Here is a 17,950-nt window from a genome sequence, read left to right as displayed (position 1 = left end):
TGCAAAATCATACAAATAGTGTATGATTTCGAAAGACAAAAAGAAAACGAGTCTTCAAAAAGATCTCATTTTCGGTTAACTAAACTTATCTTGGCAAGTATACCCACATTATAACAATCATATTCAAAAAGGGCATACGACCTCAAAATAATATTTTTGCATTTTATCATGTTATCATAGCCGATTTGTCAAGTCAATAATTTATGCATATTTCACTTATTTTTTCGCGCGTACTATCCAGTACCCTTTTTTCTTCTCCACAACATCGACTTCAGAAAATTTTTCTTCTAAGTAACTTACCGTTGATGGTGCACCTTGCTTCTTCTGTATTACTACCCACAGCTCACCAGATGACACTAGCTTATCATAAGCTCCATCGTAAAAGCGGAAAATTGTTTCCTTTCCTGCGCGAATTGGAGGATTGGTTAAAATAGCTGCGGCGTTTACATCATTGTCAACCATCGATAGTCCGTCACTCACAAATATCCGTACATTTTGAACACCGTTTACTTGCGCATTTTTTTGCGAGAGTGCAACAGCACGTTCATTGATATCCATCATAAGAACATTACGGTCTGGGTTTGTTTTGGCAATCGATAATCCGATCGGTCCGTACCCACACCCCACATCAAAAATCGCACCATCAATATCAGGCATTTGAAAAGCATCTATTAAAACACGGGATCCAAAATCTACTTCGCTTTTACTAAATACACCTGCATCCGTTTCAAAGGAAAACGTATGCCCTAACAACTTGAATGTCCAGTGACGAGGTTTACTCTCGGTTTGAGGCTTACTCGTATAATAGTGATCTGACATTTCCACGCCTCCTCAGAATGAAGAAAAAAGCCCGCCACAATGACGAGCTTTCCTTTTGTTTACAAGTAACGCGAGATTACTTAACTTCTACAGATGCGCCAACTTCTTCAAGTTTAGCTTTGATTTGTTCAGCTTCATCTTTAGAAACGCCTTCTTTAAGAGCTTTAGGAGCGTTATCTACTACTTCTTTAGCTTCTTTAAGACCTAAACCAGTGATTTCACGAACCACTTTGATTACTTTGATTTTTTCAGCACCAGCAGATGCTAATACTACGTCAAACTCAGTTTTTTCTTCAGCAGCGCCAGCAGCAGCACCTACTACTGCTACAGGAGCAGCAGCTGTTACACCGAATTCTTCTTCGATAGCTTTTACTAAATCGTTTAATTCAAGAACTGTCATAGCTTTGATAGCTTCTAAGATTTGCTCTTTATTCATTATAATTTCCTCCTAATTGGATAATGTTTTATTGTTGCGGTCAGGCCGCGGAAGTTATAGTGCGTATATTACGCGCCTTGTTCTTCTTTTTGTTCTGCAACAGCTTTTGTTGCAAGCGCGAAGTTGCGCACTGGAGCTTGAAGTACAGATAAAAGCATAGAAAGAAGACCTTCGCGTGATGGAAGTTCTGCAAGTGCTTTAACATCTTCAACAGATGAGATTGTACCTTCAATAATACCCGCTTTAATTTCTAAAGCTTCGTTTTTCTTAGCGAACTCGTTGATGATTTTAGCAGGAGCTACAACATCTTCATTTGAGAACGCAATTGCGTTAGGACCAACTAATACGTCATTGATTCCTTCAAGACCAACAGCTTCAGTAGCACGACGTGTTAAAGTGTTTTTGTAAACTTTGAACTCAACACCAGCTTCACGAAGTTGTTTACGAAGTTCAGTTACTTGCGCAACATTAAGACCACGGTAATCCACAACTACTACAGAAGCAGCATTTTGGAATTTCTCAGTAATCTCTTGAACTTGTGCTTGTTTGTTTTCGATAACTTTGCTCATGATGACACCTCCTATTAGAATGGGTCATTTATACCGACAAAAGAAAAGCCTCTGGGTCAAATAGACACAGAGGCTGAAAGTCATCATCTTTAAAATAAGATTCCGAATTCCGCTGTCCTCGGTAGGATCATTAAGTGACAAGTCACTCCTACTGTCTACGGTACAAATGGATGATTCACAACAGCAACCATCTTATCATAGATAGACAGCGCCGTCAACAGATTTACATAAAAACTTAAATTATTTTACTACTACGCTTGAAGCATCAACTTTAAGAGCTGGACCCATTGTAGTTGTAACGTTTACAGATTTCATGTAAGTACCTTTAGCTGCTGCAGGTTTTGCTTTTTGCACTACATCAAATACAGTTAAGAAGTTTTCTACTAATTTTTCTGTAGGGAAAGAAACTTTACCGATAGGCGCGTGGATGATACCAGCTTTATCAGCACGGTATTCTACTTTACCAGCTTTGATTTCTGCGATAGCTTTTGTTACATCGAAAGTAACTGTACCAGTTTTAGGGTTTGGCATTAAACCTTTAGGTCCTAATACGCGACCAAGTTTACCAACTTCACCCATCATGTCAGGAGTTGCAACGATTACATCGAAATCAAACCAACCTTGTTGGATTTTTTGGATGTATTCTGCATCACCTACATAGTCAGCACCAGCAGCTTCAGCTTCTTTAAGTTTTTCACCTTTAGCGAATACTAATACGCGTTGAGTTTTACCAGTACCGTTTGGTAACACTACTGCACCACGGATTTGTTGGTCGTTTTTACGAGTATCGATTCCTAGACGGAAAGCAACTTCTACAGTAGCGTCGAAGTTCACTGTGCTAGTTTTTTGAGCAAGTTCGATTGCTTCTTGAGCGCCGTATAATGTGTTACGGTCGATTAATTTTGCTGCATCTTGCAGTTTTTTACCTTTTTTAGCCATTATATAATTCCTCCTTGATTGTGGTTATAGCGGATTTTACCTCCCACGAATAAAGGTTGCGCGTTCACAAAGAAACTCCGCAACCTTCCAAAAAACAAATACATCATCAAGTAAAACTGGGATTAGTCTTCGATAACAATACCCATGCTTCGTGCAGTACCTTCAACCATTAACATTGCAGCTTCTACTGAAGCAGCGTTAAGGTCTGGCATTTTAGTTTCAGCGATTTCGCGAACTTTATCACGTTTAACCGTTGCCACTTTTTTACGGTTTGGTTCACCTGATCCAGATTGGATACCAGCTGCTACTTTAAGTAGTACTGCTGCAGGTGGAGTTTTTGTAATGAAAGTGAATGAACGGTCCTCGAATACTGAAATTTCAACTGGAATGATAAGACCAGCTTGATCTGCAGTACGCGCGTTGAATTCTTTACAGAATCCCATGATGTTCACACCCGCTTGACCTAATGCAGGACCAACCGGTGGAGCTGGGTTTGCTTTACCAGCAGGGATTTGAAGTTTAACAACTTTAATAACTTTTTTAGCCACGAGACACACCTCCTTAAGTCCGTGATGTGGTAATTGGGTTGCCCCTCCCACTCAATATCTGTCTGTCAGCTAATTGCCGATAACATTAAAATTATCATTGTAGACGTCAAACCAAAGTATGACAATCTGACCTAGAAATGATACCACTTTTAAATTTTTTAAGCAAGTAGTAATTAACAAAATCTGCGACATACGTCTTAGACATATGTACTTTAGTTACTAGAACTACATTTTTTGTATTTGCTCAAAATCTAGTTCCATAATTGTTTCGCGACCAAACATATCGACAGAAACTTTCACTTTTCCTTTTTCAGTGTCAATTTCTTCAACACGTCCTTGGAAGTGAGCAAATGGCCCTTCTAATACTTCGACTGCTTCTCCAACAGAAATATCAATCTCTACGATTTTGTCAGTCATTCCCATTTGTTGAAGTAGACGATCCGCTTCTTCAGGCAATAAAGGTGTCGGTTTTGCACCGCCACCAGATGAACCGATAAAGCCAGTTACACCCGGCGTATTACGAACAACATACCATGAATCATCTGTCATAATCAGCTCTACTAAAACATAACCAGGGAAAACTTTACGCATCATAGTACGCTTTTTCCCATCCTTCATTTCTGTTTCTTCATGTTCAGGTACAATAACACGGAAAATCTTATCCTGCATACCCATTGTTTCTACACGTTTCTCTAGGTTTGCTTTTACACGGTTTTCATACCCTGAATACGTATGAACAACATACCAATTTTTCTCCATAACTACTAGGACTCCTCGTCCGTCCCTCCCTTACAAATAAGAGTGAAAATGATTCACGATATGCTAAGTGCATTGTTTACTCTTTTCACAAACTGCTCATTAGAAAAACATAGCTTTCGCTAACAGCTAGCAAAAGCCTGATGATATATACCAAATCTAGCATAGTCATCTATTGCTACCCTCATACTATCCCTAGTAGCATACTTATCCAATTGAGAATATTTTACCGCTGTTCACTTCTTTAATTTCGCCTTGGCGTAATTGTAGCTGACGCTTCACTTTCGCGCAGATAAACAATGCGTCCGGATTTTCAATTGTGCCCAGGTCTGCAGGATGCAGGTCAGTTAGCCGTTTTCGCAGGACGCGAAGACTTTAGGCTAAATCCTTATAGTCATTCCTTTAAAAATCCGTGACATCCGCCGGAGGCTTTATCTTCCAGCGAAGATAAAACAAACGAAAAAACCCGTTTATTGTCATGACGGGCTATTTCAGAAGTATTAACATGCTATTTACTAAATTATAACTCTAAGTACCAGCGGAATAATGATGAAATACCTAAGTCTACTAACACAAAAAATAAAGCCATAATTACAACAGTTGAAATTACAACGACTGTATATTTCGTCAGTTCTTTACTTTTTGGCCAGCTTGTTTTGCGCATTTCCGACATTACATTGCTGAAAAAGCCTTTAATCTTGCCCATTCTAGCCTAACCTCCGAATCAATCATATCTGTCTATTTACAAATTATTTTATAGCGTTTGTTTATGCACTGTATGTTCATTGCAATGCGAGCAAAATTTCTTTAATTCGAGGCGTACAGTTGTATCTTCCTTAGCTGGAAACGTATAATTTCTCGATCCGCATTTTTCGCAATTTAGAACGACTTTTTTTGCCATATAATCACCTTTTCGGCACTTTGTCTTTTCAAGACTAACACCTATATTTGTCAATGTCAACAAAGGTATACAACCGCTAAGACATTTCTTCAAGAACTAAATGTCGCTCTAATTTACGCTTTACTCGTTGTAAAGCATTGTCAATAGACTTCACATGGCGATTTAATTTCTCAGAAATTTCATGGTAAGATTGCCCGTCTAAGTAAAGTGCTAACACTTGTAGCTCTAATTCACTTAAAATCTCACCCATCTTTTCTTCTAAGTAGCCAAACTCTTCTCTATGAATCATTAATTCTTCCGGATCATCCATAATAGCACCGGTTAACACATCCATTAAAGTACGATCTGACTCCTCATCAAAAATAGGCTTGTCCAAAGAAACATAAGAATTTAGCGGTATATGCTTTTGTCTTGTAGCTGTCTTAATAGCCGTAATAATTTGTCTTGTAATACATAATTCAGCAAATGCTCGAAAAGAAGCAAGCTTATCTCCCTTAAAATCACGAATAGCTTTATACAAACCAATCATGCCCTCTTGCACAATGTCTTCTTTATCTGCACCAATTAAAAAATAAGATCTAGCCTTCGCTCTCACTAACAAACGGTATTTCGTAATTAAATAATCCAACGCATCTGTATTACCTTGATGCACCATTTCAATAAGTTCTTCATCATTGAATCGTTCAAAATCTTGTGTCACTTGTACAATACTATTTTTAAACATGGTATCACCTCAGCTACAACAGATAATTAGGAACAGTATAACGGAATTGGAAAATATGAGTCAATCAATCATTTCAAACCACGCCGCCATTTTTCGAATGCTAAAGCAACATCGGGCTTTAGTGCTATACGAGAAGGCGGCTTGCTATCTTGTTTTCGTTTCACATCGTGAGAAATTTTATGTTGGATAATACCCATATCAATTTCTAGCTCTCTTGCCGATTTTCGAAGAGCACCATTACCAAAAATAACATTTTGCTCTGCCATATCAGAAGTTGCTACGTGAATCTGTACATTTCTAGCTTTTAGTTCGTGTGTCATTTTCTCGATACGTTCATCTGCTGTTTCGTTTTTCCGTGTATAAATGACTTCGACATCATTTTCTAAATAAGTTTGCTCTACACCCGGTACAAGGTGTGCGTCAAAAACTATAATTACGCGCCACCCTATAGCTGCCTTATACTCAGCCATAAGCTCAATTAATCTCCTACGGGCATCTTCAAAATTTGTATCACGTAGTGGTCGAAGCTCTTTCCAAGCCCCTATCATATTATAGCCGTCAACAAGCAAAATATTTTTCATTGTCAATCATTCGCTTCTTGACGTTTACGATACACTTCGTACATTAAAAGTGCAGCAGCTACTGATGCATTTAGTGATGTGACATGCCCAATCATCGGTAAATGATATAAAAAGTCACATTTCTCTTTTAATAAGCGGCCCATTCCTTTCCCTTCACTACCAATAATAATCGCAAGTGGCAATGTTGCATCCATTTTACGATAGTCTGCAGAACCTTTTGCATCTGTACCCGCAATCCAAACCCCTCGCTCTTTCAGCTCATCTACCGTCTGCGCTAGATTATTAACACGAACGACAGGTACATGCTCAATTGCTCCAGTTGATGCCTTTGCCACTACAGCTGTCAGACTCACAGAACGGCGCTTCGGAATAATAATACCATGCGCACCTATCGCATCAGCAGTTCGCATAATAGAGCCCAGATTATGAGGGTCTTCTAGCTCATCTAAAATTAAGAAGAATGGATCTTCTTGTTTTTTTGCGGCTGCCGCAAATAAATCCTCTAGCTCCGCATATTTATATGCTGCAACAGAGGCAACTATTCCTTGGTGGTTGGCATCTGATAATTGATCCACCTTTTTTTTCGGGACAAATTGAACGATAACGCCACGTTCTCGTGCTAAATCTAGCAGTTCATTAACGCCTGATTTTTTCACACCTTCTGCAATCCATACTTTATTCATATCGCGGCCTGAACGAAGTGCTTCTAACACTGGGTTTTTACCGGCAATAATTTCACCATTTTGCTCTGCCATTAATTTGACACTCCTTTTGATTCCTCGATGATTTGAATAGCGTATGCAATGATTGCATAAACGCGTTCTAATTCATTTAATAAATATAAACTACCTAGCACAGCCTCAAAGCCTGAGCTATTACGGTATGTTTGAATATCTGTATTTTTAGGCACAGAGCCGGATTTGGCATTGCGTCCACGACGGAACACAGCCAACTCCTCCTCTGTTAAAAAGCCTTCATCCATCATTCGATGTACTATCATAGATTGTGCTTTAGCTGATACGTAACGTGTCGCTTCTCTATGAAGTGTGTTAGGTTTGACACGGCCAGCACGTAATAAATGCTCTCGTATCTTTTGTTCTAAAACTGCGTCTCCCATATAGGCTAACGCTAATGCATTCAATTGCTTAACATCTTCGTTGCGGAGTTTATCCAAGTTACTTACCCTCGTTTCCATCTAGTTCCTTGTCGCGTATCTTCTAAAATGATACCTTGCGCTTGCAAATGGTCACGAATTTCATCCGAACGAGCAAAGTCACGATTTTTACGTGCATCTACACGTTCCTGTAACAGTGCTTCAATTTCTTCGTCTAATAGCTCTTCTTCTTTTACAAATTCAATACCTAAGACGTCACCTAACACCTCAAAAGTTTCAGTAAAACTTACTAATACTTTTTCATCAGTATTCGTTTCATTTAGATAAATATTTGCGATACGCGCTAATTCGAATAATACAGAAATGGCATTGGCTGTATTAAAGTCATCATCCATCGCTTCTTCAAAGTGTGCTTTTTGTTCAGCAATTTTTTTAAGCCATTCTTCTGAGTGATCACCTAAGCTCGCAGTTGCTGTTAAACGGTGTTTCACATTATTGTAGGCAGTACGAATTCGTTCTAATCCATTTGCTGCTGCATCTACTAAATCCTTCGCAAAGTTAATCGGATGACGATAATGCACAGAAAGCATAAAGAAGCGTAAAACTTGTGGGTCAATTTGTTTGCGAATATCATTAACAAGTATAAAGTTACCAAGGGATTTCGACATTTTTTCATTATCAATATTAATATATCCATTGTGCATCCAATAACGCGCAAATGTTTTATCATTATGAGCTTCTGATTGTGCAATTTCATTTTCGTGATGCGGGAATGTTAAATCTTGCCCACCAGCATGAATATCAATAGTATCTCCTAAATGCTCACGTGCCATTACAGAGCACTCAATATGCCAACCCGGACGTCCTTTGCCCCAAGGACTTTCCCAGTAAATTTCACCTGGTTTTACAGCTTTCCATAGAGCGAAATCTAACGCGTCATCTTTTTTCTCGCCTGCTTCTATACGAGCACCAATTTTTAAATCATCCACCGATTGGTGAGATAATTTACCGTAACCATTAAATTTACGAGTTCGGTAATAGACATCACCAGCTGATTCATAAGCATAGCCCTTATCGACTAAAACTTGAATAAATTGAATGATATCATCCATATGCTCTGTTACACGCGGATGTACATCTGCTTTCTTACAACCTAGCGCTGAAACATCTTCAAAGTATGCGGCAATAAAGCGCTCCGTTAATTCATGAACTTCTTCTCCAAGTTCATTTGCAGCCTTAATAATTTTGTCGTCCACATCTGTAAAATTTGAAACAAATTTCACATCATAGCCTTTGTATTGGAAATAACGACGTACTGTATCGTAGACAATTACAGGTCGTGAATTTCCAATATGAATGTAGTTATAAACTGTCGGACCGCAAACGTACATTTTTACTTTGCCGTCTTCCAGCGGTACGAAAGTTTCCTTTTGTCGTGTTAATGAGTTGAAAATTTGAATACTCATTGTGTTTCTCTCTCCTTTTGTAAGCGCTCGATTTTCTGATTCAATGCTGCAATCTGCTTCTCGAAAGCTTGACAACGTTCTTCTACAGGGTCAGGTATATTTTGGTGGTCTAGTTTTTTCTCTAGACGAACGCCATCCTTAATCACTATTTTACCAGGAATACCGACAACTGTAGCATTTGGTGGCACTTCTTTTAAGACAACCGAGCCTGCACCAATTTTACTATTTTCACCAATTGTAATAGAACCTAACACTTTTGCACCTGTCGCAACTAGTACATTATCCTCTAACGTCGGATGGCGTTTCCCCTTTTCTTTTCCTGTACCGCCTAAAGTTACACCTTGATACAACGTTACATTATCACCGATCTCACATGTTTCACCAATTACAACGCCCATCCCATGGTCAATAAAGAAACGGCGACCGATTTTCGCTCCAGGATGAATTTCAATTCCAGTAAAGAAGCGACTAATTTGTGAAATGGCACGGGCTATAAAATAAAAACGCTTTTTAAAGAACCAATGGGCAACTCGATGTGACCAAGTAGCGTGCAAACCTGAGTATGTTAATATAACTTCGAATACACTACGCGCCGCTGGATCATTCTCAAAAATTGTTTCTACATCTTCCTTCATTCTTTTAAACACAAAAGCTCCCCCTTTTCGTTTTGATCTGCTTTAATTCCACACAACCACTTGCATCCCTGGCCATTGAAATATTATAGCTGACGTTGACCTCACCGCAGAGTCAGTGAAGTAGAATCCGGCGCATCCATCGCTTCAAGTCATCTGTCTAGAAAATAAAAAGCGCCCCTATCATCCCAAAAAGGAATGACAGAGACGCTAAATTTGCGCGGTTCCACTCTGATTGAAGGCGTATGCCTTCCACTTTGGACGTTCTGTAACGGGAACGAATCGATAAAGCCTACTTGTTGTTCAGCTTTATGCTCAAAGGTGCATTTCAGTTTTGCCTTGGCTCAGACCACTTTCAGCCGGTGATGGTCCTCTCTATAGAGCATGCGCCACTTACTTCTCCTTATCAACGCTTTCTCAATGTAAATACATTTTACAACGAACTTATAAATTGTCAATCAATTTCTACTTATTGCGCAAATTTTTCTACACGGTTAATTGTTTTCTGTTTACCAATTAAGCAAATCGCGTTAGGAAGTTCTGGACCATGCGTTTCACCTGTTGTGACAACGCGGATTGGCATAAATAGATTTTTACCTTTGTGACCTGTTTCTTTTTGAACAGCTTTAATAGCCGCTTTGACAGCATCAGGCGTAAATTCTTCTAAACCTTCAAGCTGTGCTTTAAATGCAGCCATTACCTCAGGTACCTGCTCCCCTGCTAAAACTGCTTTTGCTTCTTCATCATATTCAATATGATCATTAAAGAATAGGCGAGATAGTTCTACAATTTCAGCACCAAAGCTCATTTGTTCATGATAAAGTGCGATTAAATCTGTAGCCCATGCACGTTCTTCTTCTGTTAACTCCTCTGGTAGTAAACCAGCTTTTTGTAAGTGCGGTAAAGATAATACTACTACTTCTTCTAAAGATAATTTTTTAATGTATTGGTTATTCATCCAAGTAAGCTTTTGTTTATCAAACATAGATGGTGATTTTGAAAGACGTTTTTCATCAAAGATTTTAATAAATTCCTCTTTTGAGAAAATCTCTTCTTCTCCCTCAGGAGACCAACCAAGTAATGCGAAGAAGTTGAACATCGCTTCAGGTAGGTAGCCTAAATCTTTATACTGTGTGACGAATTGAATAATCGATTCATCACGTTTTGATAATTTTTTGCGGTTTTCATTAATGATTAATGTCATATGACCAAAGCGTGGATATTCCCAGCCGAATGCATCAAAGATCATCATTTGTTTTGGTGTATTCGATAAATGCTCTTCACCACGGAATACATGCGAAATTTCCATAAAGTGATCATCTAACACTACCGCATAGTTATACGTAGGAATACCGTTCGCTTTAACAAGAACCCAGTCCCCAATATCTTTTGATTCAAACGCTACTTGTCCACGTACTAAGTCTTCAAATTCATATGTTACATTTTCAGGTACGCGCATACGAATTGTATATGGTTCACCGGCAGCTTCTTTAGCTGCAACTTCCTCTGCTGATAAATGACGACAAGTACCATCATAAGTTGGAGCTGCAACACCTCGTGCTTTTTGTTCTTCACGAGACGCTTCTAATTTCTCAGAAGAACAGAAGCATTTGTAAGCTAAACCTTGCTCTAATAGCTTGTCAGCGTGCTCTTTATAAATATCAAGACGCTCCATTTGACGGTAAGGTGCATATGGGCCACCAATATCGATCGACTCATCATACGCTATGCCTAACCATTTTAAATTATCTAACTGAGATGCTTCTCCGCCCTCTACATTACGCTCAATATCTGTATCCTCAATACGTACGATGAATTTACCGTTATGATGTTTTGCATATAAATAGTTAAATAACGCTGTACGCGCTCCACCGATATGTAAGAAACCAGTAGGGGATGGCGCGTAACGAACACGAACTTCTTTCGCCATAATTAAAAGCCTCCTAAATTTTCGATCAAAAAATTGACTTTGTTCATTTTACCACTCTGTTACAGGAAATAAAAGCGCTTTAGAGCCTGCTTTTATTTCTTAATCAATAGGATTGTCGCCATCGCAGCAATCCCTTCCTCGCGACCTGTAAAACCTAAACGCTCAGTTGTTGTTGCTTTTACATTCACTTGAGAAGGCTCTGCATGAAGCAATTCAGCAATACGATGTTGCATTTGTTGAATATACGGCGCCATTTTCGGACGCTGTGCCATAATCGTACAATCCACATTACCTAGAACATAGCCCTTTTCCTCAACAATATTCCAAATATACGCTAATAATTTCGCCGAATCAGCATCCTTGAACGCAGGATCTGTATCTGGGAAATGACGACCGATATCTCCCTCACCAATAGCCCCTAACGCCGCATCTGTTACAGTGTGTAATAAAACATCTGCGTCGGAATGCCCTACTAACCCTTTTTCATGAGGAATTGTTATACCACCAATAATTAATGGACGTCCTTCTTCAAATGCATGCACGTCAAATCCTTGTCCCACTCGAAACATATGATTTTGAAACTGTCTAATAAGATAAATAAAACAAGAAAATCCACCAACTGAAGCTCATTCGCTTCAACAAATATGCAGACTTAAAAAGCTTCCATTCAGCTTATAAGGCAGCCTCATTCACCTTCCTTCACTTCTATATTTACTCTATATTATACCCTCACATTTTAACATATTTCCTAGGAAATGAGTGTCTCGGCAAAGGTATAATATTTGGCTCTCTTTTTTCTCTCATTTTTTGATATGCTTGCATTAATAAAATACGAAAAGGCTGTGTTGAAATGAACATTAATTCTTTTGAAAAACAGTTTAAAAAAGTAATTGTACAACGTGGGTACGATTATTATATGAATAATCAAGTCATTGATATTATGCAAATTGACACTAGCAACTGGCGGGCAGAAGTTGAAGGAACTGAACCCTATACTGTAGATGTCACCTTCAATGCACAAGGTGATATTACATACGCGAATTGCGACTGCCCTTATGATGATGATTGCAAGCATATTGTTGCTGTGCTATACGAGATTAAGGAACAGTTTTACAATCCTCCTGTATCGGTATCCAAATCATCTAAAGCAAAAAAATCAACATTACAGCAATTGTTAACAACACAAACAAAAGAAAATTTAATAAGCCTAATTTTAACAGTCGGGAAGAATTCTCCTGATTTCTTACAAGAATTAGAAATCCGGCTAATGGAGCCAACTGATATAGTAATGGCCGCTAAAAAAATGATTGTCCAGCATCTGAAATGGGGGCAAGAGGGGAGAAGTGGTTTTATCCCACGCCATCGGGCATCGAAAGCACTAAAAGGTGTCTACGCAACACTTCAGCACGCTGAGGAACATATCGACAAAGAGGATAATATTACAGCTATCGAGCTAAGTTTTCTGTGCCTCCAATATGCATTAGAAGCACTACAATATGGTGATGATTCCGATGGTCATTTCGGCGATGCCATTAGAGAAAGTCTAGAATTAATTAGTCAAGCGATTGAAGAGGGGGCAACCTTTTGGTCAAAAGAGCAGTATGAAACAGTATATGAACTTGTTATTCAAAAAGCAATGCAACACGAGTTTGATGACTGGGTAGAATGTCGAATTCAACTTCTCAACGCCTGTGTTTCTCTTTGTTTATACGATGAGATTGAAAAACAGTTTAAAACCCTTATTTATTCAATGGCAAGCTCATCAGATGATTGGAACGCACAATATATAAACAAAGAATTAAAACAGGTTGAGCTTCACTTATTACAGAATAAATACAGTAGTAAGGAAGTAGAAGCATTTTTGGAGAAGCATATCGAGGACTACCATATGCGTGAGCAAATAATTCAATCTGCTATTAACCGCGGTGAATATGAAAAAGTATTACAATTGACAACTGATGGAATCCAGCAAGATCAACAACTCCCTGGCATTGTGAGCATGTGGAAACGTTACGCCTTTAAAGCTCATCAGCATTTAGGGCATACAGAAGAAATGCGCGAATTAGCTTTAGAGCTAATGCAAAAGGGTGAATATGATTTTTACAAAGAGTTCAAAGCTCTTCACTCTACTGAACAATGGCCAGAGGTTCTAGAAGAATTATTAAATAGCCTTACCAATTCGAACTTATATGCAAGAATTATTGTAGAAGAACAGCAATCTAAACGTATTCTAGACTATTGCAAAGAATACCCAACAAGAATAGGTCACTATTATCAATTCATTAAAGAACAGTACTATGAAGAAGTTTGTGCACTTTTCATTGATGCCATCACCATAGATGCTCAATCTTCCTCTAATCGAAAAAATTATAAAGACGTCTGTCGTTCAATCAATGTTATGCGTAAGGCAGGTTATACCGTAGAAGCTGAACGGTTAATTACTGATTTACTACAAACTTACCCAAAACGCCCTGCTTTTATAGAGGAATTAAAGAATATTATGAAATAGTGGATTTCCCCTGCAAAAAGCGTTGCTTAAGAACATCGCTAATAGAAGTTAAAATAAAATCCCGTAAGAAGTTATAGTGCTACTTCTTTACGGGATTTTGTATGCTGCTTAGCTGCTACCATTGTAATTTACCTAATGTTTCTCAACTACTCTTTACAAAGCACGTTTACGCAATATCGCTTCACCGAAAACTAAATCCTCTTGCGTCGTCATCTTTACATTCTCGTAGCTACTTTCCACAATATGCACCTCATGTCCGAGACGCTCAACAAGCATTGCTTCATCTGTGCCAAGGAAGCCCACCTTCTCAGCTACATCCTCCGCCTCTACAATTAAATCAAATTGAAATGCTTGTGGGGTTTGGATCATCCATAAGCTTTCTCGATCAATCGTCTCTTCAATAACACCATCGCGCACTTTTTTCATCGTATCCTTCGCACGAACACCCGCAATCGCAGCGCCAAAATTATATGCACTTTGTACAAGATTTGCAATAATATCATGCGTAATAAACGGACGCGCAGCATCATGCACAAGCACAATATCAACCTGCTTCATTTCTTTCATGCAAGAATGGACGGAATGCTGTCGTTCTGCACCACCATCAGGTAAGCCTTTAACTTTAGTAATTCCATACCTCTCTAACATTTCTTGAATAAATACACGCTCTTCCGGCTTCACTGCAAGCCAAATACCAGTACACTGGCTGTCCTGTTCAAAAACCTCTAGTGTGTGTATGAGGATTGGTTTTTCTAAAAGATTTAAAAATAACTTATTTTGCCCTGCACCCATTCGCTTTCCGCTTCCCGCAGCAGGCAACACTACTTCATATTGCACATTTCCCACTTCCTAGTCATCCTTTGGTTTAGCAAAAATCATACGACCTGCTGATGTTTGAAGAACACTTGTTACGGTTACTGTAATTGCCTGTCCTATATAGCTACGTCCCCCTTCAACAACGATCATTGTGCCGTCATCTAAATAGGCAACCCCTTGATTATGCTCTTTACCATCTTTAATGACCATCACTTGCATATCCTCACCTGGAATAACGACAGGCTTTACTGCATTTGCTAAATCATTGATGTTCAGCACTTTAACGTGGTGGAGCTCACAAACTTTGTTTAGGTTAAAGTCGTTCGTAACAATTTGTGTATCGTGCCCCATTTTCTTTGCAAGGCGTACTAGTTTTAAATCAACCTCTTGAACATCCTCAAAGTCCTCTTCAGTAATCTGTACCTTCGTCATACGTTCATCTTGTAATTTCTTCAAAATATCTAAGCCACGACGACCTCTTGTACGCTTTAATGTATCCGAAGAATCAGCAATATGCTGGAGCTCAGTAAGGACAAATTGGGGTACAACTAGCGTACCTTCTATAAAGCCTGTCTCAGAAATATCTGCAATACGACCATCAATAATAACACTAGTATCTAACAGTTTATAGCTACCTCGTACTTCTTGAGGCTCTGCACCTTCCGTTAACTTTTTCTTCGTATTATTACCACGTAACGTAAATAGCTGGATTAATTCATCTCGCTTTTTAAAGCCTACACGGAACCCTAAATAGCCCAGCACAAATGACAATATAATTGGTAAAACCTTTGTAAATTTCGGTAAATCAATACTATCAATTGCAAATCCTAAGAAATAAGCAACGATTAGCCCGATAATAAGTCCCAGTGTACCAAATAATAAATCTCCAACAGGTACTTTAAATAGCACGTCTTCCATCCAACTAATTAGCCTTACGAAATAATCTGAAAAGGCAAATGATAGTGTAAACAGTAAAAGCGCTCCTAAAGCTACTGATACGTAGGGATTATCAAGCCAAGGATTAGATGATAAATGAAGCAATTCGTATAATGGCGGTAAGAAAACAAGGCCTAATGCTCCTCCAATCAGTAAAAAAGCAATTTGAACAAATTTTTTCATAACTGTCACCTCCCATTTTTACTATTTAATTATACATAGTTTACTGTAGAAAATCTTTTATGAACCCATCAAAGTATCATTAATATTCTTGTGATCAACCATTTCGATTCTAATGAAAGAGGACAATCAATTATTGAAATCCTTCACATGCTTAAGCATCTGCTGGGCATTAAAGAAGCCTTTTCACAGACGTTATCTTAGACGCCATTACCCCCTTTAGAGTTTCCTACCTTCTATCTATGAATTACAAAAGCTTGCAAATCAATTATGCCTCGGCATAATTGCGTCCGGAATCGGCTTTGTGCATGCACAAAGAACTCCTTGCCGATTTCCGTGACATCCGCCGGAGGCTTTAATTTATTTCAGCGGGTGTTTGTACACCCGCTGAAATAAATTAAAAGTGCATGTCAGAACATTGCCCAACATGCACAAGCTTTTTTATAGCTCTCTAAAGCAAGCATTCAATGCATCCTTTATCGTTTCCACACCAACTATCTCAATACCTTGTGGGAAATCCCATCCACCTATATTCGAAGTCGGTATGAAGGCCCGTTTAAATCCGAGCTTTGCTGCCTCAATCACACGTTGTTCAATACGAGATACACGACGCACCTCCCCTGTCAAACCTACTTCCCCAATAAAGCAGTCCGTTGCTCTGACAGCTTGATCCTTAAAACTTGAAACGATGCTTGTCAACACCGCTAAATCAATTGCAGGCTCATCCAGTTTCACGCCGCCAGCAACTTTAATATATGCATCCTGAGCCTGTAACATGAGGCCCATTCTCTTTTCAAGAACAGCCATAAGCAGTTGTACACGGTTTTGATCGACACCTGTTGCCATTCGTTTTGGATAATTAAAACTTGTTGGTGTTACAAGTGACTGAATTTCAACTAGAATTGGCCGTGTACCTTCCATTGAGGCTACGATTGTTGACCCTGCCGCTCCCTGAGAACGCTCCTGTAAGAACAACTCAGACGGGTTTAACACTTCCTTTAAGCCCCCCTGAAGCATTTCAAAGATAGCAATTTCATTCGTAGAGCCAAAACGGTTTTTTTGGCTGCGTAAAATACGGTGATTATGATGTCGTTCTCCTTCAAAATACAATACCGTATCAACCATATGCTCCAATATACGTGGCCCTGCAATTTGGCCCTCTTTTGTTACATGTCCAACTAGGAAAATTGCAATTCCCTTTGTTTTTGCAATTCGCATAAGTTCTGCTGTACATTCACGCACTTGTGATACACTACCAGGTGCACTCGTTACCTCTGGATGAAAAACAGTTTGAATCGAATCGACAATAACAAACTTTGGCTGCACATCGTCAATAGTCTGATTTAAAAACTCTAAATTCGTCTCAGAATAGATATACAGCTCCTGTGACATCACCCCTAAACGTTCTGCACGTAGCTTTGTTTGACGGATGGATTCCTCACCAGAAATATAAAGCACGCGATGCCCTTTATTCGAAAGCAACGCAGATACTTGTAATAACAATGTCGACTTCCCAATCCCAGGATCTCCCCCAATTAATACAAGAGAACCTGGCACGATACCTCCACCTAACACTCGGTTAAGCTCACCCATTTCTGTTGCAACTCGTGATTCCTCAGCTGCTTCAATCTGCATAATAGGGAGAGCCTTTTGAGTAACCGTAGCAGAATGTTGGAATGCCCCTCGTGGCCCTTTCGCGACCACCTCCACCTCTTCAACCATCTTATTCCATTCCCCACACCCTGGACATCTTCCCATCCATTTTGCGGATTCATAGCCGCAGCTTGAGCATACAAATTTTGTTTTTTTCTTCGCCAAAATGCATCCACCTCGAATATTTGTTCTTATATTTATTGTACATCAATTTAAGCCTTGGCGTAATTGCGTCCAGATTTTTAATTGTGCCCGCATAATTTATTCCTTTTAAAATCCGTCTGACAAGGGGCTTTGGGCCAATGTGATGGTGGTCACACAGTCGTTACCACAGAACGTGGCGCTCTTAGACTAAGTTCCTCTATTTCAGTAGGTGTTTAGAACCCTCTAAAAAGGAACCACCTTCAAAAATTCTAAATGACGATAAAAAAGAACAGCTTG

Annotated in this window: 20 protein-coding genes and 2 other annotated features; of the genes, 1 reads left to right on the top strand and 19 read right to left on the bottom strand. The window is 39.1% G+C overall.

The features are described 5' to 3' along the window. Window positions 1-216 precede the first annotated feature (216 nt). The 16 genes from ACIQ7N_RS07470 to ispF form a co-directional block, all read right to left on the bottom strand. Window positions 217-819, bottom strand: coding sequence for a class I SAM-dependent methyltransferase (locus ACIQ7N_RS07470; protein WP_402931229.1), 603 nt, complete (start codon window positions 817-819; stop codon window positions 217-219). A 76-nt stretch (window positions 820-895) separates the two neighbouring features. After that, window positions 896-1,255: a 50S ribosomal protein L7/L12 gene (rplL, locus tag ACIQ7N_RS07465; RefSeq protein WP_132362671.1), complete on the bottom strand. Its 360-nt coding sequence runs from the start codon at window positions 1,253-1,255 to the stop codon at window positions 896-898. A 68-nt stretch (window positions 1,256-1,323) separates the two neighbouring features. Continuing rightward, on the bottom strand, window positions 1,324-1,824 hold the full coding sequence (gene rplJ, locus ACIQ7N_RS07460; protein WP_134022296.1) for a 50S ribosomal protein L10: 501 nt from the start codon (window positions 1,822-1,824) through the stop codon (window positions 1,324-1,326). Between the two features lie 32 nt (window positions 1,825-1,856). Next, window positions 1,857-2,003, bottom strand: a sequence feature (ribosomal protein L10 leader region). Between the two features lie 61 nt (window positions 2,004-2,064). Continuing rightward, on the bottom strand, window positions 2,065-2,763 hold the full coding sequence (gene rplA / locus ACIQ7N_RS07455) for a 50S ribosomal protein L1 (RefSeq protein ID WP_402931227.1): 699 nt from the start codon (window positions 2,761-2,763) through the stop codon (window positions 2,065-2,067). Between the two features lie 122 nt (window positions 2,764-2,885). Then, window positions 2,886-3,311 (bottom strand): 50S ribosomal protein L11, encoded by a 426-nt coding sequence (gene rplK / locus ACIQ7N_RS07450; protein WP_004233593.1) that lies wholly within the window; start codon window positions 3,309-3,311, stop codon window positions 2,886-2,888. 225 nt (window positions 3,312-3,536) lie between these two features. Continuing rightward, window positions 3,537-4,070, bottom strand: coding sequence for a transcription termination/antitermination protein NusG (gene nusG, locus ACIQ7N_RS07445; protein WP_049662801.1), 534 nt, complete (start codon window positions 4,068-4,070; stop codon window positions 3,537-3,539). Between the two features lie 517 nt (window positions 4,071-4,587). Then, entirely contained in the window at window positions 4,588-4,773 is a 186-nt protein-coding gene (gene secE, locus ACIQ7N_RS07440) for a preprotein translocase subunit SecE (protein ID WP_053596042.1), read from the bottom strand. A gap of 48 nt (window positions 4,774-4,821) precedes the next feature. Beyond that, window positions 4,822-4,968 carry a 50S ribosomal protein L33 gene (gene rpmG, locus ACIQ7N_RS07435; protein ID WP_132362667.1) on the bottom strand — a complete coding sequence of 49 codons (147 nt, stop codon included), beginning with the start codon at window positions 4,966-4,968 and terminating at the stop codon, window positions 4,822-4,824. Window positions 4,969-5,044: 76 nt separating this feature from the next. Beyond that, window positions 5,045-5,692 (bottom strand): RNA polymerase sporulation sigma factor SigH, encoded by a 648-nt coding sequence (gene sigH / locus ACIQ7N_RS07430; protein WP_049662792.1) that lies wholly within the window; start codon window positions 5,690-5,692, stop codon window positions 5,045-5,047. A 68-nt stretch (window positions 5,693-5,760) separates the two neighbouring features. Continuing rightward, window positions 5,761-6,273 carry an NYN domain-containing protein gene (locus ACIQ7N_RS07425; RefSeq protein WP_248719271.1) on the bottom strand — a complete coding sequence of 171 codons (513 nt, stop codon included), beginning with the start codon at window positions 6,271-6,273 and terminating at the stop codon, window positions 5,761-5,763. A 2-nt stretch (window positions 6,274-6,275) separates the two neighbouring features. After that, the gene (gene rlmB, locus ACIQ7N_RS07420; protein ID WP_132362665.1) at window positions 6,276-7,028 is read right to left on the bottom strand and encodes a 23S rRNA (guanosine(2251)-2'-O)-methyltransferase RlmB; all 753 of its coding nucleotides are present in this window, start codon (window positions 7,026-7,028) and stop codon (window positions 6,276-6,278) included. Next, window positions 7,028-7,447, bottom strand: a complete 420-nt coding sequence (locus tag ACIQ7N_RS07415) for a Mini-ribonuclease 3 (protein ID WP_274066678.1) — start codon at window positions 7,445-7,447, stop codon at window positions 7,028-7,030. The genes rlmB and ACIQ7N_RS07415 overlap by 1 nt, the downstream gene beginning before the upstream one ends. 5 nt (window positions 7,448-7,452) lie before the next feature. After that, window positions 7,453-8,853, bottom strand: a complete 1,401-nt coding sequence (cysS, locus tag ACIQ7N_RS07410; RefSeq protein ID WP_248717493.1) for a cysteine--tRNA ligase — start codon at window positions 8,851-8,853, stop codon at window positions 7,453-7,455. Continuing rightward, the gene (epsC, locus tag ACIQ7N_RS07405; RefSeq protein WP_132362659.1) at window positions 8,850-9,500 is read right to left on the bottom strand and encodes a serine O-acetyltransferase EpsC; all 651 of its coding nucleotides are present in this window, start codon (window positions 9,498-9,500) and stop codon (window positions 8,850-8,852) included. The genes cysS and epsC overlap by 4 nt, the downstream gene beginning before the upstream one ends. 185 nt (window positions 9,501-9,685) lie before the next feature. Beyond that, window positions 9,686-9,904, bottom strand: a binding site (T-box leader). 50 nt (window positions 9,905-9,954) lie between these two features. Further along, complete coding sequence (gene gltX / locus ACIQ7N_RS07400) at window positions 9,955-11,415, bottom strand: glutamate--tRNA ligase (protein ID WP_402931224.1); 1,461 nt, start codon at window positions 11,413-11,415, stop codon at window positions 9,955-9,957. Window positions 11,416-11,507: 92 nt separating this feature from the next. Beyond that, window positions 11,508-11,984 carry a 2-C-methyl-D-erythritol 2,4-cyclodiphosphate synthase gene (gene ispF / locus ACIQ7N_RS07395; RefSeq protein ID WP_402931222.1) on the bottom strand — a complete coding sequence of 159 codons (477 nt, stop codon included), beginning with the start codon at window positions 11,982-11,984 and terminating at the stop codon, window positions 11,508-11,510. 281 nt (window positions 11,985-12,265) lie between these two features. Between ispF and ACIQ7N_RS07390 the strand changes: the two genes are divergently transcribed. Next, on the top strand, window positions 12,266-13,924 hold the full coding sequence (locus ACIQ7N_RS07390; RefSeq protein ID WP_402931220.1) for an SWIM zinc finger family protein: 1,659 nt from the start codon (window positions 12,266-12,268) through the stop codon (window positions 13,922-13,924). A 153-nt stretch (window positions 13,925-14,077) separates the two neighbouring features. Here the strand turns inward: ACIQ7N_RS07390 and ispD are convergent, their stop codons facing one another. The 3 genes from ispD to radA all read right to left on the bottom strand — a co-directional run bounded on the left by ispD (window position 14,078) and on the right by radA (window position 17,674). After that, entirely contained in the window at window positions 14,078-14,761 is a 684-nt protein-coding gene (gene ispD, locus ACIQ7N_RS07385; protein WP_132362731.1) for a 2-C-methyl-D-erythritol 4-phosphate cytidylyltransferase, read from the bottom strand. A 12-nt stretch (window positions 14,762-14,773) separates the two neighbouring features. Next, window positions 14,774-15,859, bottom strand: coding sequence for a PIN/TRAM domain-containing protein (locus tag ACIQ7N_RS07380; RefSeq protein ID WP_402931218.1), 1,086 nt, complete (start codon window positions 15,857-15,859; stop codon window positions 14,774-14,776). 438 nt (window positions 15,860-16,297) lie between these two features. After that, window positions 16,298-17,674 (bottom strand): DNA repair protein RadA, encoded by a 1,377-nt coding sequence (radA, locus tag ACIQ7N_RS07375; RefSeq protein WP_402931216.1) that lies wholly within the window; start codon window positions 17,672-17,674, stop codon window positions 16,298-16,300. Between the last annotated feature and the right edge of the window lie 276 nt (window positions 17,675-17,950).

This window comes from Lysinibacillus sp. NPDC095746 (genome assembly GCF_044763535.1).
Classification (GTDB): domain Bacteria; phylum Bacillota; class Bacilli; order Bacillales_A; family Planococcaceae; genus Lysinibacillus.
The sequence above is the reverse complement of the archived record's forward strand: the minus strand, read 5'-3'. Positions and strand labels throughout refer to the sequence as shown.

Bases quoted from the DNA above. Each gene is read 5' to 3' on its own strand.
- ACIQ7N_RS07390 (WP_402931220.1), top strand. From the start codon at position 12,266: ATGAACATTAATTCTTTTGAAAAACAGTTTAAAAAAGTAATTGTACAA.
- nusG (WP_049662801.1), bottom strand. From the start codon at position 4,070: ATGGAGAAAAATTGGTATGTTGTTCATACGTATTCAGGGTATGAAAAC.
- sigH (WP_049662792.1), bottom strand. From the start codon at position 5,692: ATGTTTAAAAATAGTATTGTACAAGTGACACAAGATTTTGAACGATTC.
- rplL (WP_132362671.1), bottom strand. From the start codon at position 1,255: ATGAATAAAGAGCAAATCTTAGAAGCTATCAAAGCTATGACAGTTCTT.
- ispF (WP_402931222.1), bottom strand. From the start codon at position 11,984: ATGTTTCGAGTGGGACAAGGATTTGACGTGCATGCATTTGAAGAAGGA.
- ACIQ7N_RS07380 (WP_402931218.1), bottom strand. From the start codon at position 15,859: ATGAAAAAATTTGTTCAAATTGCTTTTTTACTGATTGGAGGAGCATTA.
- rplJ (WP_134022296.1), bottom strand. From the start codon at position 1,824: ATGAGCAAAGTTATCGAAAACAAACAAGCACAAGTTCAAGAGATTACT.
- cysS (WP_248717493.1), bottom strand. From the start codon at position 8,853: ATGAGTATTCAAATTTTCAACTCATTAACACGACAAAAGGAAACTTTC.
- rlmB (WP_132362665.1), bottom strand. From the start codon at position 7,028: ATGGCAGAGCAAAATGGTGAAATTATTGCCGGTAAAAACCCAGTGTTA.
- ACIQ7N_RS07425 (WP_248719271.1), bottom strand. From the start codon at position 6,273: ATGAAAAATATTTTGCTTGTTGACGGCTATAATATGATAGGGGCTTGG.
- ACIQ7N_RS07470 (WP_402931229.1), bottom strand. From the start codon at position 819: ATGTCAGATCACTATTATACGAGTAAGCCTCAAACCGAGAGTAAACCT.
- rplA (WP_402931227.1), bottom strand. From the start codon at position 2,763: ATGGCTAAAAAAGGTAAAAAACTGCAAGATGCAGCAAAATTAATCGAC.
- rpmG (WP_132362667.1), bottom strand. From the start codon at position 4,968: ATGGCAAAAAAAGTCGTTCTAAATTGCGAAAAATGCGGATCGAGAAAT.
- gltX (WP_402931224.1), bottom strand. From the start codon at position 11,415: ATGGCGAAAGAAGTTCGTGTTCGTTACGCGCCATCCCCTACTGGTTTC.
- secE (WP_053596042.1), bottom strand. From the start codon at position 4,773: ATGGGCAAGATTAAAGGCTTTTTCAGCAATGTAATGTCGGAAATGCGC.